We start from the raw sequence: 13818 nt of genomic DNA, 5'->3' as shown, positions 1-13818 counted from the left end.
TCTCCGTAGGATCGGAGTCATGGGTTGGCTGTTCGGCAGGAAACGCGAGACGCAGGACGCGAACGAGATGCTGCGGCGCTACAACGAGGCGGAGGCTACGCGTCTCGCAGCGATGACGGCCGACGGAGCCGCCGTGCGCCCCGCCGGCGACCTCTCGACGGCCGTGACCGCGACGGAGTTCGTGGTGGAGGACGTGTTCACCATCACGGGGCGCGGTCGGATCGCCACGGGGACCGTGCGCAGCGGCATCCTCCGGGTCGACGACGTCATCGACGTCGCGCGAGAGGGAGCGGCCGTGGGAAAGACGAGCATCAAGGGCATCGAGATGTTCCGGAAGCGCGCGAGCGAGGCCACGGTAGGCGAACTCGCCGGCATCCTGCTGAGCGATCCGCTCGACGTGCGTCGAGGTGACGTCATCCGGCCCGCAGCGTCGGCGTGAACGCCGGCCGACCGATACGCTGGGATCATGACGCACTCGGGCAACCCCTTCGGACAGGTTCTCGTCGCGCTGGTCACGCCCATGACCGCCGACGGCGAAGTCGACTGGCCCGCCGTCGAGAAGCACATCGATGACGTGATCACCGCCGGCGCGGACGGCATCGTCGTGACGGGAACGACCGGCGAGACCTCGACCCTGACGGACCCCGAGAAGCTCAAGCTCGTCGAGGTCGGCAAGTCCGTCTCGGCCGGTCGCGCGAAGATCATCACGGGTGGTGGCTCGAACGAGACCGCCCACGCGATCGAGCTCTACAAGGCCAGCGAGAAGGCCGGCGCCGACGGCATCATGATCGTCACGCCGTACTACAACAAGCCGACTCAGGCCGGCATCCTCACGCACTTCCGCCTCGTCGCAGACGCCACCGATCTGCCGGTGATCCTCTACGACATCCCCGGCCGCACCGGCGTGCCGATCAAGTACGAGACGATCCTCCGTCTCGCGAAGCACCCCAACATCCTCGCGGTGAAGGACGCCAAGGGCGACTTCTCAGAGGTGAGCCGCGTGCTCAACCAGACCGACCTCATGTACTTCTCCGGAGACGACGCGAACGTGCTGCCGCACCTGGCGATCGGCGCGACGGGCATGATCGGCGTGACGGCGAACATCGCCGCGACGCCGTACCGCACCATCGTGGACGCCGTCAACCGCGGCGACCTCGCGGCCGCGACCGCCGAGCACAAGCGCCTCGAGCCGCTCGTCCGCGCGGTCATGACGCACGTGCCGGGCACGGTCGCGGCGAAGTACATCCTGCACGGGCTCGGCCGCATCTCGAGCCCGCGCGTGCGTCTGCCCCTCGTCGGACCGGAGGAGTGGGAGGCCGCTCTGATCGAGGACGAGCTCGACCTCGTCAAGGACGTTCCCGGTGCCGACTTCTCGAACTTCCGCCCCGACCGCAACGCGGCTGCGGGCGGCGCCCTGCCGAAGGTGCACGGCACGACACGCTGACACCGGTCGCGGTGCGCCGCGACATCATGAACGACCGGACGCGGGAAGCGTCCGACTGAGGAGAGCGCATGTCCATCCCGATCGCAGATCCCACCGACCTCGAACGGGGCACGCTGCGCGTCACCCCGCTCGGCGGACTCGGCGAGGTCGGCCGCAACATGACCATCTTCGAGTTCGACGGCAAGATCCTGATCGTCGACTGCGGAGTGCTGTTCCCGGAGGAGCACCAGCCGGGCGTCGACCTGATCCTGCCCGACTTCGAGCCGATCAAGGACAGGCTCGACGACATCGTCGGCGTCGTGCTCACGCACGGTCACGAAGACCACATCGGCGCTGTGCCGTACCTGTTGCGCCTCAAGAGCGACATCCCGCTGATCGGCTCGGGCCTGACCCTCGCGCTGGTCGAGGCGAAGCTCAAGGAGCACCGCATCAAAGCCTTCACGCTGACGGTCACTGAGGGGCAGCGCGAGCAGGTCGGTCCGTTCGACCTCGAGTTCGTCGCCGTGAATCACTCGATTCCGGATGCTCTCGCCGTCGCGATCCGCACACCGGCCGGCATGGTGCTCGCCACCGGCGACTTCAAGATGGACCAGCTGCCGCTCGACGGTCGCATCACGGACCTCCGTGCGTTCTCGCGTCTGGGGGAGGAGGGCGTCGACCTGTTCCTCGTCGACTCCACGAACGCCGACGTGCCCGGCTTCACCCCGACCGAGCGGTCGATCGGCCCGGTGCTCGACCAGGTGATCGCGAAGGCCCCTCGTCGCGTGATCGTCGCGAGCTTCTCCAGCCACGTGCACCGTGTGCAGCAGGTCATCGACGCGGCTCACGCGCACGGCCGCCGCGTCGCCTTCCTCGGCCGCAGCATGGTGCGCAACATGACGATCGCCGAACAGCTCGGATACCTCAAGGTGCCGGACGGCGTGCTCATCGACTTCAAGAAGGCGCGGGACCTTCCCGACGACCGCATCGTCTACATGTCGACCGGGTCGCAGGGCGAGCCGATGGCCGTGCTCAGCCGCATGGCGAATCTCGACCACGCGATCGAGATCAGCGAGGGCGACACGGTCATCCTCGCCTCGAGCCTGATCCCCGGCAACGAGAACGCCGTGTACCGCGTGATCGACGGACTCACGAAGCTCGGCGCGAACGTCGTGCACAAGGCCAACGCCCGCGTGCACGTATCCGGCCACGCGGCCGCCGGCGAGCTGCTCTACTGCTACAACATCCTGAAGCCGAAAAACGTCCTGCCCGTGCACGGCGAGTACCGCCACCTCATGGCGAACGCGAAGCTCGCCCAGGACACCGGGATCGCCGCGGAGCGGACGATCATCGCGTCGAACGGCACCGTGATCGACCTGAAGGACGGCGACGCGCGCGTCGCGGGTCAGCTCGACCTCGGCTTCGTGTACGTCGACGGCTCGACGGTCGGCGAGATCACCGATGCAGACCTCAAGGACCGCCGCATACTCGGCGAGGAGGGTTTCGTGTCGGTCATCGTCGTCGTGGATGCAGCTACCGGGCGCATCATCTCGGGACCCGAGATCCATGCCCGCGGTATCGCCGAGGACGACTCCGTCTTCGACGACGTCTCCCCGAAGATCGTCGCCGCTCTCAAGGAGGCATCGGGCAACGGCGTCCGCGACACGCACGCGCTGTCGCAGGTCGTGCGCCGCACGATCGGCCGGTGGGTCAACCAGAAGCTCCGTCGTCGTCCGATGATCGTGCCGCTCGTCATCGAGGCGTGACGGCGGTCCGCTCGCACTCACGGGTGGCCGACATCCCGGCGTAACACGCGCGCCCTATGCTCCGGACATGTACAGGGCCTTCACGTCCCGCAGGGCCGTTCAGACCGATGCGAAGTTCCTCGGCGACATGCTCGTCGAGGCGGCGAACTGGCGCGCGGGCGGGCTGCGACCTCGACACGAGGTGCTCGCCTCCGCTGAGCATCGCCGCTACCTGGTCGGATGGAAGCGCACGGCCGACGAGGGCCTCGTGGCGATCGATCCCGACGACGTGCCCATCGGAGCCGCCTGGTACCGCATGCTCCCGCAGAACGAGCCAGGCCTCGGGTTCGTCGGCGTCGCGGTGCCCGAGCTCATCATCGGGGTGCACCCGCTCTGGCGGGCCCGCGGGGTGGGCCGGTCCCTGCTGCGCGGGCTCGTGGAGCTAGCCGGCGCACAGGGTCATGCGCGGATCAGCCTGAGCGTCGAACGCGAGAACTTCGCCCGCAACCTCTACCGCGCGGAGGGGTTCTCGGTCGTGGAGTCGACCGGATCCCGCGAGACGATGGTCAGGGCGACGGTCTGATCGGTCAGTGGCGGATGCCGTGAGTGCCGCGTCATTACGCGGCATCGTCGGAGGTTGGCCGTACCGTGGAAGCATGGCCAGGAGTACCACCAAGACTGAGCGCGCTTCGAGCGGCGCGTCGTCGCGCCCGAAGCGCCAGGCCGCTCCGAAGGCTCAGGCTGCGCCGAAGAAGTACATCGACGACCTCGACAAGCCTCCCGTGATGGTGCGCGCGTGGGGCGGTCTCGCACACGGCGTAGGTGGCCTCTTCCGTGCCTTCGGGCCGGAGACGCTCGAGAAGGACGACCGTCGCGACGGCTTCCCGTTCCTCCTGGTGCTGCTGGCGATCGCCGGCGCGGTGAACGAGTGGTTCTTCATCGGCAGCGAGGTCGCCGCGAACATCAGCGCGTACTCCGTCGGCCTCTTCGTGGGGCGGGTCGCGTTCATCATGCCGGTCCTGCTCCTGCTGCTGGCCGGTTGGCTCTTCCGTCACCCCTCGTCCGTCCACGACAACGGGCGCATCGGAATCGGCTTCGGGATGTTCGTGCTCGCGCTGTCGGGCATTCTCCACGTGGCCGGTCCGCGACCGCATCCGAACCAAGGGATGCCGGCGCTCAGCGAATCCGGTGGACTCCTCGGGTGGCTGATCGGACAGCCGCTCACCTATCTGACCGACATCCCCGCGTACCTCGTGCTGTCGCTGCTCGTGGCGCTCAGCATCCTGATCCTCACGAAGACGCCGCCGAACCGCATCGGCCAGCGCCTCGGCGACCTCTACGCCTGGATGTTCGACGCCGAGCGCGCCGAGAAGCCGGCGAAGGATGCCGCGGCGATCGACGACGCGGACAAGGTCGACGACCCCGACGTGCTGCCCTGGTGGCGTCGCAACAAGACCGGTCGCGAGGAGGATCCCGACGAGGGGACGCTCGGCTCCGACGACATCACGGCGCTCCTCGGGACCCAGGAGGCGACTCCCGCCTACGACCAGGCCGTCACGGTCGCCAACCCGTACGACGCGGCGACCGAGGTCTTGTCCGATGTGCGCCCGGTGACCGACGCACTCGCGGAGCAGCAGACCACGGCGCTCCTCGACGACGAGTCGGATACGGGCGAGATGCCCGAGCTCCCGGGGCTCGACGGGTTCGGCACCGACGGCCCGGGCGACGGCGGCCCGCAGGCTCCGGTCGCGCCGTACATCCTCCCGTCCCCAGGAGTCCTCGCGGAGGGTCCGCCCTCGGTCGCCCGCTCGGAGGCGAACGATCGTATCGTCGAGCAGATCACGAGCGTGCTCTCGCAGTTCAACGTGGACGCGAAGGTCACGGGCTTCTCGCGCGGTCCGACGGTCACCCAGTACGAGGTCGAGGTCGGACACGGCGTCAAGGTCGAGAAGATCCTGCAGCTCAGCAACAACTTCGCGTACGCCGTGGCATCCAACGACGTGCGCATCCTCTCGCCGATTCCGGGTAAGAGCGCGATCGGCATCGAGATCCCGAACACCGACCGCGAGACGGTGGCGCTGGGGGACGTGCTCCGTTCGCAGGCGGCGCACAAGAGCACGCACCCGCTGACGATCGGTGTCGGCAAGGACGTGGGCGGCAACTTCGTGGTCGCCAACCTCGCGAAGATGCCCCACCTCCTCGTCGCCGGTTCGACCGGCTCCGGTAAGTCGAGCTTCGTGAACTCGATGATCACCAGCCTCCTCATGCGCGCGCGTCCCTCGGACGTGCGGATGGTGCTGATCGACCCCAAGCGCGTCGAACTCACCAGCTACGCAGGCGTTCCGCACCTCATCACGCCGATCATCACGAACCCGAAGAAGGCCGCCGAGGCGCTGCAGTGGGTCGTGAAGGAGATGGACATGCGGTACGACGACCTCGCGTCGTTCGGGTTCCGCCACATCGACGACTTCAACAGGGCCGTCCGGGCCGGCGAGGTCGAGGTGCCCGTCGGCAGCGAGCGCGTGCTCAAGCCGTACCCGTATCTGCTGGTGGTCGTCGACGAGCTCGCCGACCTCATGATGGTCGCTCCGCGCGATGTCGAGGACTCGATCGTCCGCATCACGCAGCTCGCCCGTGCGTCCGGCATCCACCTCGTCCTCGCCACGCAACGCCCGAGCGTCGACGTCGTGACGGGTCTGATCAAGGCCAACGTCCCATCGCGTCTCGCCTTCGCCGTCACCAGCGTCACAGACAGCCGCGTGATCCTCGACAGCCCCGGTGCCGACAAGCTCATCGGTCAGGGTGACGCTCTGTTCTCGCCCATGGGGTCGTCCAAGCCCTTCCGTCTGCAGGGCGCGTGGGTCGACGAGAAGGAGATCGACGCGGTCGTCAAGCACGTCACGCGGCAGGCTCGTCCCGAGTATCGGCCGGACGTGCAGGAGGCCATGGAGCCGAGCAAGAAGAAGGAGGTCGACGAGGACATCGGAGACGACCTCGAACTCCTCCTCGCTGCGGCCGAGCTCATCGTGTCGTCGCAGTTCGGCTCGACGTCCATGCTGCAGCGCAAGCTGCGCGTCGGCTTCGCGAAGGCGGGCCGCCTGATGGATCTGCTGGAGTCAAGGGAGATCGTCGGCCCGTCCGAGGGATCCAAGGCACGTGACGTGCTCGCGACGCCCGAGCAGCTTCCGCAGGTCATGGCGAAGCTCCGCGGCGAAGACGTTCCGGCTCCCGCCGGTGCGGCGCCCGCGGCAGCGGCCGCCGCACCGGGCCCCTCTGCTCCGCGGGACCCGGTGGAGGCGCAGTTCGAAGGTCTGCCCGTCGTCGAGGCTGAGGGTGACGAAGACGCCTGGGGCCTGACAGGACGCGACTGATGACGATTCCTCGGCAGCTGCCCAACGCGATAACGGTCGCCCGCATCCCGCTCGCGATCGTGTTCTTCGTGCTGCTTCTGCTGGGCGGCACATACGGCCTGGCCGATCTGACCGTGCGCTGGATCGCCGGGGTGCTCTTCGTCTTCGCCATCTCCACCGACTGGGTCGACGGCTACCTCGCCCGGCGCTATGACATCGTCAGCGACTTCGGCAAGCTGTGGGATCCGATCGCCGACAAGCTGCTGACCGGAGCAGGGTTCATCGGTCTCGCGATCCTCGCCGAGCTCAACTGGTGGGTCGTCGTCGTGATCCTCGTGCGCGAGTGGGGAATCACCATCCACCGGTTGATGGTCGCGAAGGAGCACGTGGTCGCAGCGGCGTGGATGGGCAAGCTCAAGACGGCTGTGCAGGGTGTCGCGCTCGGCTGGGCACTGCTCCCGTTGCACGTGGTGATCGGTCTCTGGCCGTGGGTGGTCGTCACGGCAGTACTGATGATCATCGTCCTGATCCTCACGGTGGCGAGCGGGATCGACTACATCGTGGCGCAGGTCAGAGGGTCCAGGCGGCCGGTGTGACGAGAGCTTCCGACGCCGTCGATGCCCTCACCCGACGCGGATGGACGCTGGGCGTGGCTGAGTCCTTGACGGGCGGCGCCGTCGCTGCGGAACTCGTGAGCGTCCCCGGCGCCTCGGCAGTGCTCTGGGGCGCCGTCGTGGCCTATGCGACTCCGGTCAAGCATTCGCTGCTGGGCGTCGACGAGGCGCTGCTGGCGGCGCACGGACCGGTGCACCCCCGCGTGGCACTGCAGATGGCCGACGGGGTGCGGCGCACCGTCGCCGTCGGGCAACCAGCCGACGTCGGGATCGCGACGACGGGCATCGCGGGGCCGAACTCGCCCGACGGACAGCCCGTCGGCACTGTGCACGTCGCGGTCGTCACCCCGGAGTGCTCGGTGAGCGAGTCGTTCCGGTTCGACGGCGATCGCGCGAGGATCCGCGCCAGCTCGGCGAACGCCGTACTGTCGCTCCTCCATCGACTGACGTGGGAATAGCGAGGCCGACGTGCCCGTTGTCATGAATGTGCTCACACCGAAAGCACAGCGTGCAAGGGTAGATTCTGTGACAGTCGATACGACTAGACTGACGATTCCATCGGGGGAGACCTCGAGTAGGCGATCTGGGAGGAGGTTCCGATGATTCTCGTACGGCAGGAAATCGGCGATGTTCTGAGGGACTTCCGTCTTCAGAAGGGGCGGACGCTCCGCCAGGTCGCAAGCAAGGCATCCGTCGCCCTCGGGTATCTCAGTGAGGTCGAGCGCGGTCAGAAGGAAGCATCGAGTGAGATCCTCGCGTCGGTCGCGGACGCGCTCGATGTCCCGATCTCGACGATCATGCGCGAGGTCGGCGACCGCATCTCGGTTCTCGAGGGCATCCAGGTGTTCCCAGACGTCGTTCCGGATGACCTGGTGGCAGCCGTCGAGCCCGAGCTTTCGCTCCACTGACGCCGGGTCTTTTGACTCTTCATGCGTCGCAGCGAGTTCCTTCGCGCCGTGGAGGCTGAATTCGGCGGACGCTCGTCGTCGCTGGTGAGTGATCTCGTGCTGACGCAGCTGTCCGGGCGCACGGCCGAGGCCGCGTTGGACGCGGGTGTTCCTCCGCGCGAGATCTGGCTCGCGCTGTGCGCCGAGACGGATGTGCCTCTGGAGCGCCGCCACGGCGCGGGGCGGCTGGAGCCGCGCAAGCGCTGAGATCAGCGGCGGTGGCGGCTCGCTTCGAGATTCGCCCGGCTGGCCTCGGCGTGTCGTCGAAGATGTGTTCGAAACCGGCGTAACGTTCTGCACAAGTGGTTCGGAGAACGCGTTCTCCCCGTTCGCTGGCTCACGCGACGCAATGTCGGTGGCCCCTCGTACGGTGAGAACAGGCCGAAGAGCCATACGCCTTGTCGGAGAGTTCGTCCCGATCCCGGGACGACCGCGACAGCCTACAGGCGGCACCACGCGAGCATAAGGAGCACGTCATGCCATCACCCGCAGACCGCGAGAAGTCCCTCGAGACCGCACTCGCCCAGATCGACCGCCAGTTCGGAAAGGGCTCGGTCATGCGGCTGGGCAGCGACGAGCGCGCACCCGTCGCCGTGATCCCGACCGGATCGATCGCTCTCGACGTCGCTCTCGGCGTCGGCGGACTCCCGCGTGGCCGCATCGTGGAGATCTACGGACCCGAGTCCTCGGGTAAGACCACGCTCACCCTGCACGCGATCGCCAACGCCCAGCGCTCCGGCGGCATCGCGGCGTTCATCGACGCGGAGCACGCGCTCGACCCCGACTACGCCGCCAAGCTCGGCGTCGACATCGATGCGCTTCTCGTCTCGCAGCCCGACACGGGTGAGCAGGCGCTCGAGATCGCCGACATGCTCGTGCGCTCCGGCGCGATCGACCTGATCGTGATCGACTCCGTCGCAGCCCTCGTGCCCCGTGCCGAGATCGAGGGTGAGATGGGAGACTCGCACGTCGGCCTCCAGGCTCGCCTGATGTCGCAGGCGCTCCGCAAGCTGACCGGTGGTCTCAACCAGACCAACACGACGATGATCTTCATCAACCAGCTGCGCGAGAAGATCGGTGTGTTCTTCGGATCGCCGGAGACCACGGCCGGTGGAAAGGCGCTCAAGTTCTACGCGTCGGTGCGCATGGACATCCGTCGCATCGAGACCCTCAAGGACGGCACCGACGCTGTCGGAAACCGCACCAGGGTCAAGGTCGTCAAGAACAAGATGGCTCCTCCGTTCAAGCAGGCGGAGTTCGACATCCTCTACGGCGTCGGCATCTCCCGCGAGGGCAGCCTCATTGATTTCGGCGTCGACCACGGCATCGTGAAGAAGTCGGGCTCGTGGTACACCTACGACGGAGATCAGCTCGGACAGGGCAAGGAGAACGCCCGCACGTTCCTGATCAAGAACCCCGACATCGCTCTCACGATCGAGACACAGATCAAGCAGAAGCTCGGGATCGGCGGACCGGCTGCTGCGGCTCCCGGTGACGAGCTCGCCGAGCGCCGCCCCGCGTAAGAGCCATGCGCAGGCAGACCGACGGTCGAGGGACGAGTGTTCCGGTGACCGGAGCGTGCGATGAGTGATCGCGGGGGCGAGCCCGAGCGGCTCGCTCCCGTGACCCCGCTTTTCGGCGGACGGCGGGGCACTTCCAGTTCGGCTCCATCGGCCGACCCGAGCCCCCGCGTGGCTGAGAACGCGCCGCATCGAGGCGCCACGGACGCCGACGGGTCCGATGATGATCGGCGCGCGGCGGAAGCCGTCGTGCCCCGGCGCACAGGAGACACGGGACTTTGGCGGTCGACCTGGGCCGGCGACGACCTCCCGCATACCGGCGATGAGGAGTCAAGCGGCTCTCCGAGCGACCGCCATCCTGCTCGCGGTGCGGCACGGCGAAATCCTCGCCTACGTCCGCTCAATACCGTGCCAGGCTCGTCGAGCGACGCACTCGACGATGACCGAGCGGGTGCGAGGTCTCCGCAGAGTGATGAGGAGACGCGTGCAGCTGCGGAGGAGCTCCTCGTGCGCAAGCTCCGCTCACGATCGCTGTCGGTGTCCGAGGCACGTCTTGTGCTGCGCGGCTATGAGAGCAACGGACGACGTCTTGGCGCGCATGAGATCGACGATGTCATCTCGGAGTTCGAGCGACGGGGCTACCTGGACGATGCGCTTCTCGCCGAGCAACTCGTCGCAGGGGGAGTTGAGCGGAAGGGACAGGGTCGCGTGGCACTCACCCGCGCGCTCGCTCAGCGCGGCATTCCTCTCGAGATCATCGACGCCGCTCTTGAAGAGCTGCCAGATGACGACGCGGAGCGCGCCCTAGAGTTCGCGCGGACCAAGGCGAGGTCTCTCGCCAGGCTCGATCCCGACACGGCGCTCCGCCGTCTCGTCGGGCAGCTCGCGCGGCGTGGCTACAACGGCGGGGTTGCGATGAACGCGGCGAAGACAGCACTGGCGGAAGCGTCCGGTCGCGGGTCGAGCGGAGTGCGGTTCGTCGACTCGGACTGACTCGACGATCGGACTGACTCGACCACGGGCGGTTATGTCGACGACGAGCGGGTTGTGTCGACGACGATCGGCTTGTCGCCCTCCACCTCTGTTCCATCGAGGGCCGCGGGCGTCCTCTCAACACGCTCGTAGAATGGGTTCATCATGACTATCCCGCGCAGCGAGCCGACGATCATCTCCTCGTCGTCGGCGGCGATCGACCACGACGGCAGACAGCGCTCCTACGAGGTGCGCACCTTCGGCTGTCAGATGAACGTGCACGACTCGGAGCGTCTCTCCGGGTCGCTCGAGAGCGCCGGTTATGTCCGGGCAGAGGCCGGCGACGAAGCCGACGTCGTGATCATCAACACGTGCGCGGTGCGCGTCAATGCCGCGGGCAAGCTGTACGGCACACTCGGACAGCTCGCCGCCGTCAAGCGGCGCAAGGACGGCATGCAGATCGCCGTCGGCGGGTGCCTCGCCCAGATGGACAAGCAGGCAGTGCTCGATAAAGCCCCTTGGGTCGACGTCGTCTTCGGCACCCACAACATGGGCTCGCTCCCCGGACTGCTGGAGCGCGCGCGTCACAACGGAGAGGCGGAGCTGGAGATCCTCGAGTCGCTCGAGATCTTCCCGTCGACGCTCCCGACCAAGCGCGACTCCGCACACAGCGGATGGGTCTCGATCTCCGTCGGCTGCAACAACACCTGCACGTTCTGCATCGTGCCGAGCCTGCGGGGCAAGGAGAAGGATCGCCGACCCGGCGACATTCTGAACGAGATCCGGCTACTCGTCGAGGACGGCGCGATCGAGGTCACGCTGCTCGGACAGAACGTGAACTCCTACGGTGTCGAATTCGGTGATCGACAGGCCTTCGGCAAGCTCCTCCGTGCGACCGGGGAGATCGAGGGACTCGAGCGCGTGCGCTTCACGAGCCCCCACCCCGCGGCCTTCACCGACGACGTGATCGATGCCATGGCCGAGACTCCGAACGTGATGCCTCAGCTGCACATGCCGCTGCAGTCCGGGAGCGACCGCATCCTCAAGGCCATGCGCCGTTCCTACCGGAGCGAGAAGTTCCTCGGCATCCTCGAGCGCGTTCGCGACCGGATCCCGCACGCCGCGATCACGACCGACATCATCGTCGGATTCCCCGGCGAAACCGACGAGGACTTCGAAGACACCATGCGGGTCGTCGAGCAGTCGCGTTTCGCCAGCGCCTTCACCTTCCAGTACTCCATACGGGAGGGCACTCCGGCGGCCACGATGGCGGATCAGGTGCCGAAGGCCGTCGTGCAGGAGCGCTACAACCGCCTGATCGCCCTGCAGGAGCGCATCTCCCTCGAGGAGAATCAGAAGCAGGTCGGGCGCGAGGTCGAGGTGCTGGTCTCGACGGGCGAGGGCAAGAAGGATGCCGAGACGCACCGCCTCACCGGACGAGGGCAGGACAACCGCCTCGTTCACTTCGAGGTCGCGCCCGGCTCCGATCTGCCGCGTCCCGGCGACGTCGTGACCGTGACCATCAGCCATGCCGCGCCGTTCCACCTGCTCGCCGACGATCCGACCGGCGCGCCCCTGCGCATCCGTCGCACCCGCGGTGGCGACGCGTGGGATCGAGCCCAGGCGGAATCCTGCGCGGTGCCCGCTCCGGCCTCGACCGGCGGGACGCGAGCGGTGTCGCTCGGCCTCCCCACGCTTCGCGTCGGCGTGTGACCGCAGACAGTCTCGCCTCGGCGTCAGGCGCGCCGAAGCTGTGGGTGATCGTCGGCGCCACCGGCACGGGTAAGAGCGATCTCGCCCTCGACCTCGCCGAAACTCTGCGTGCGCGCGGCAATCACGCGGAGATCATCAACGCCGATGCCATGCAGCTCTATCGAGGCATGGACATCGGCACGGCGAAGCTGACGGTCGACGAGCGTCGCGGCATCCCGCACCACCTGCTCGACGTGCGCGATGTCGACGAGGAAGCGGCCGTGGCCTGGTACCAGCCGCTCGCCCGCGCCGCGGCGGTTGACATCCACTCCCGTGGAGGCGACGCGATCCTCGTCGGCGGATCCGGTCTGTACGTCTCGAGCGTGGTCTTCGACTTCGCGTTCCCGCCCCGCGACACCGCTGTCCGCGAGCGACTCCAACGAGAACTCGATGACAGCGGTCTCGACGCGCTGCTCGCCCGGCTGCGGCGACTCGACCCTGCCACGGCGGGTCGCATCGACGCCAGGAACGCGCGACGAGTGATGCGAGCGCTCGAGGTGCTCGAGCAGGGGAGTGAGACCCATGGGGCCGCACTCCCGTCCGAGCCTGTGCTCTGGCACCCCGACACCCGAATCGTCGGCTTGCACGTCGACAGGTCGCACCTGGTCGAGCGTCTCGACGAGCGCGTGGAGCGGATGTGGCGAGCGGGTCTCGTCGAGGAGGTCGCCGGCCTCCGCTCGCGCGGGCTGGAGCGCGGTGTCACCGCTCGCCGAGCGATCGGGTATGCCCAAGCCCTCGCGCAACTCGACGGCCAGCTCTCCGAACGCGAGGCGATCGAGCAGACACAGGCGCTCACGCGTCGATATGCGCGTCGACAGGTCTCGTGGTTCAAGCGGTACGCCGATCTCGAATGGCACGATGCGCCCATCAAGGCGCGATCGATCGTGTCGGACTGACCGTGCCGGGTCTTGGAAGACGAATGTCCGACGCCCATGCGACCCTGTCGCTATGACCACCCACTTCTACACCGCGTCGAGCGTCGACGGCTTCATCGCGACCGACGACCACTCCCTCGACTGGCTGCTCTCGCAGGACATCGACCAGGACGGCCCGATGGCGTACCAGGAGTTCGAGCGGGGGATGGGCGCCATCGCGATGGGTGCGTCGACGTACGAATGGGTGATGCGTCATGAGCAGGGTACGTGGGGGTATGCACAGCCGACGTGGGTGTTCACGCACCGCGACCTCGACCGCCCCGAGCAGGGCGACATCCGCTTCACTCAGGGCGACGTCGCGGTCGCGCACGCGGAGATGGTCGAGGCCGCCGGCGGGAAGGACGTCTGGGTGGTCGGCGGGGGAGACCTCGCGGGGCAGTTCGCCGACGCCGGACTTCTCGACGAGGTGTGGGTGCAGTACGCACCGGTGACTCTCGGCTCCGGCGCTCCACTGCTGCCCCGCGCGCTCACCCTCGAGCTGCGGGAGGTCGCCCGCAACCGCGCGTTCCTCTGCGGACGCTATCGCGTCGTCAAGGACTGAGATCGCACGATCCTAGACT

The 13818-nt window shown here is 67.6% G+C and carries 14 protein-coding genes; all 14 read left to right on the top strand.

Going from position 1 to position 13818, the window contains the following annotated elements; translation table 11 throughout:
• The first annotated feature begins 19 nt into the window (after window positions 1–19).
• The 14 genes from M3195_RS05350 to M3195_RS05285 all read left to right on the top strand — a co-directional run bounded on the left by M3195_RS05350 (window position 20) and on the right by M3195_RS05285 (window position 13799).
• On the top strand, window positions 20–439 hold the full coding sequence (locus M3195_RS05350) for an EF-Tu/IF-2/RF-3 family GTPase (protein WP_251585519.1): 420 nt from the start codon (window positions 20–22) through the stop codon (window positions 437–439).
• 27 nt (window positions 440–466) lie between these two features.
• Window positions 467–1444 carry a 4-hydroxy-tetrahydrodipicolinate synthase gene (gene dapA, locus M3195_RS05345; protein WP_251585518.1) on the top strand — a complete coding sequence of 326 codons (978 nt, stop codon included), beginning with the start codon at window positions 467–469 and terminating at the stop codon, window positions 1442–1444.
• 68 nt (window positions 1445–1512) lie between these two features.
• Window positions 1513–3189: a ribonuclease J gene (locus tag M3195_RS05340; protein ID WP_251585517.1), complete on the top strand. Its 1677-nt coding sequence runs from the start codon at window positions 1513–1515 to the stop codon at window positions 3187–3189.
• Window positions 3190–3256: 67 nt separating this feature from the next.
• Window positions 3257–3751: a GNAT family N-acetyltransferase gene (locus tag M3195_RS05335; protein WP_251585516.1), complete on the top strand. Its 495-nt coding sequence runs from the start codon at window positions 3257–3259 to the stop codon at window positions 3749–3751.
• 73 nt (window positions 3752–3824) lie between these two features.
• Window positions 3825–6539, top strand: a complete 2715-nt coding sequence (locus tag M3195_RS05330) for a DNA translocase FtsK (protein ID WP_251585515.1) — start codon at window positions 3825–3827, stop codon at window positions 6537–6539.
• Window positions 6539–7114, top strand: a complete 576-nt coding sequence (gene pgsA, locus M3195_RS05325) for a CDP-diacylglycerol--glycerol-3-phosphate 3-phosphatidyltransferase (protein WP_251585514.1) — start codon at window positions 6539–6541, stop codon at window positions 7112–7114. Before M3195_RS05330 ends, pgsA begins: the two co-directional genes overlap by 1 nt.
• Window positions 7111–7590, top strand: coding sequence for a CinA family protein (locus M3195_RS05320; RefSeq protein ID WP_251585513.1), 480 nt, complete (start codon window positions 7111–7113; stop codon window positions 7588–7590). Before pgsA ends, M3195_RS05320 begins: the two co-directional genes overlap by 4 nt.
• A gap of 141 nt (window positions 7591–7731) precedes the next feature.
• Window positions 7732–8040, top strand: a complete 309-nt coding sequence (locus M3195_RS05315) for a helix-turn-helix domain-containing protein (protein WP_144877397.1) — start codon at window positions 7732–7734, stop codon at window positions 8038–8040.
• A 21-nt stretch (window positions 8041–8061) separates the two neighbouring features.
• The gene (locus tag M3195_RS05310) at window positions 8062–8286 is read left to right on the top strand and encodes a DUF3046 domain-containing protein (RefSeq protein WP_251585512.1); all 225 of its coding nucleotides are present in this window, start codon (window positions 8062–8064) and stop codon (window positions 8284–8286) included.
• A 269-nt stretch (window positions 8287–8555) separates the two neighbouring features.
• A complete protein-coding gene (gene recA, locus M3195_RS05305) occupies window positions 8556–9602 on the top strand; it encodes a recombinase RecA (protein ID WP_096715854.1) in 1047 nt (348 codons plus the stop codon).
• 504 nt (window positions 9603–10106) lie between these two features.
• Window positions 10107–10592, top strand: a complete 486-nt coding sequence (locus tag M3195_RS17070; RefSeq protein WP_251585511.1) for a regulatory protein RecX — start codon at window positions 10107–10109, stop codon at window positions 10590–10592.
• A 144-nt stretch (window positions 10593–10736) separates the two neighbouring features.
• Entirely contained in the window at window positions 10737–12284 is a 1548-nt protein-coding gene (miaB, locus tag M3195_RS05295) for a tRNA (N6-isopentenyl adenosine(37)-C2)-methylthiotransferase MiaB (protein ID WP_251585510.1), read from the top strand.
• Window positions 12281–13219 carry a tRNA (adenosine(37)-N6)-dimethylallyltransferase MiaA gene (gene miaA / locus M3195_RS05290; RefSeq protein WP_251585509.1) on the top strand — a complete coding sequence of 313 codons (939 nt, stop codon included), beginning with the start codon at window positions 12281–12283 and terminating at the stop codon, window positions 13217–13219. The genes miaB and miaA overlap by 4 nt, the downstream gene beginning before the upstream one ends.
• A gap of 52 nt (window positions 13220–13271) precedes the next feature.
• A complete protein-coding gene (locus tag M3195_RS05285) occupies window positions 13272–13799 on the top strand; it encodes a dihydrofolate reductase family protein (protein ID WP_251585508.1) in 528 nt (175 codons plus the stop codon).
• The last annotated feature ends 19 nt before the right edge of the window (window positions 13800–13818 follow it).

Source organism: Microbacterium hydrocarbonoxydans, assembly GCF_023715885.1.
Taxonomy (GTDB): domain Bacteria; phylum Actinomycetota; class Actinomycetes; order Actinomycetales; family Microbacteriaceae; genus Microbacterium; species Microbacterium hydrocarbonoxydans_C.
This window is presented reverse-complemented; position numbering and strand designations above follow the sequence as displayed.

Bases quoted from the DNA above. Each gene is read 5' to 3' on its own strand.
- M3195_RS05350 (WP_251585519.1), top strand. From the start codon at position 20: ATGGGTTGGCTGTTCGGCAGGAAACGCGAGACGCAGGACGCGAACGAG.
- dapA (WP_251585518.1), top strand. From the start codon at position 467: ATGACGCACTCGGGCAACCCCTTCGGACAGGTTCTCGTCGCGCTGGTC.
- M3195_RS05340 (WP_251585517.1), top strand. From the start codon at position 1,513: ATGTCCATCCCGATCGCAGATCCCACCGACCTCGAACGGGGCACGCTG.
- M3195_RS05335 (WP_251585516.1), top strand. From the start codon at position 3,257: ATGTACAGGGCCTTCACGTCCCGCAGGGCCGTTCAGACCGATGCGAAG.
- M3195_RS05330 (WP_251585515.1), top strand. From the start codon at position 3,825: ATGGCCAGGAGTACCACCAAGACTGAGCGCGCTTCGAGCGGCGCGTCG.
- pgsA (WP_251585514.1), top strand. From the start codon at position 6,539: ATGACGATTCCTCGGCAGCTGCCCAACGCGATAACGGTCGCCCGCATC.
- M3195_RS05315 (WP_144877397.1), top strand. From the start codon at position 7,732: ATGATTCTCGTACGGCAGGAAATCGGCGATGTTCTGAGGGACTTCCGT.
- M3195_RS05310 (WP_251585512.1), top strand. From the start codon at position 8,062: ATGCGTCGCAGCGAGTTCCTTCGCGCCGTGGAGGCTGAATTCGGCGGA.
- recA (WP_096715854.1), top strand. From the start codon at position 8,556: ATGCCATCACCCGCAGACCGCGAGAAGTCCCTCGAGACCGCACTCGCC.
- miaB (WP_251585510.1), top strand. From the start codon at position 10,737: ATGACTATCCCGCGCAGCGAGCCGACGATCATCTCCTCGTCGTCGGCG.
- M3195_RS05285 (WP_251585508.1), top strand. From the start codon at position 13,272: ATGACCACCCACTTCTACACCGCGTCGAGCGTCGACGGCTTCATCGCG.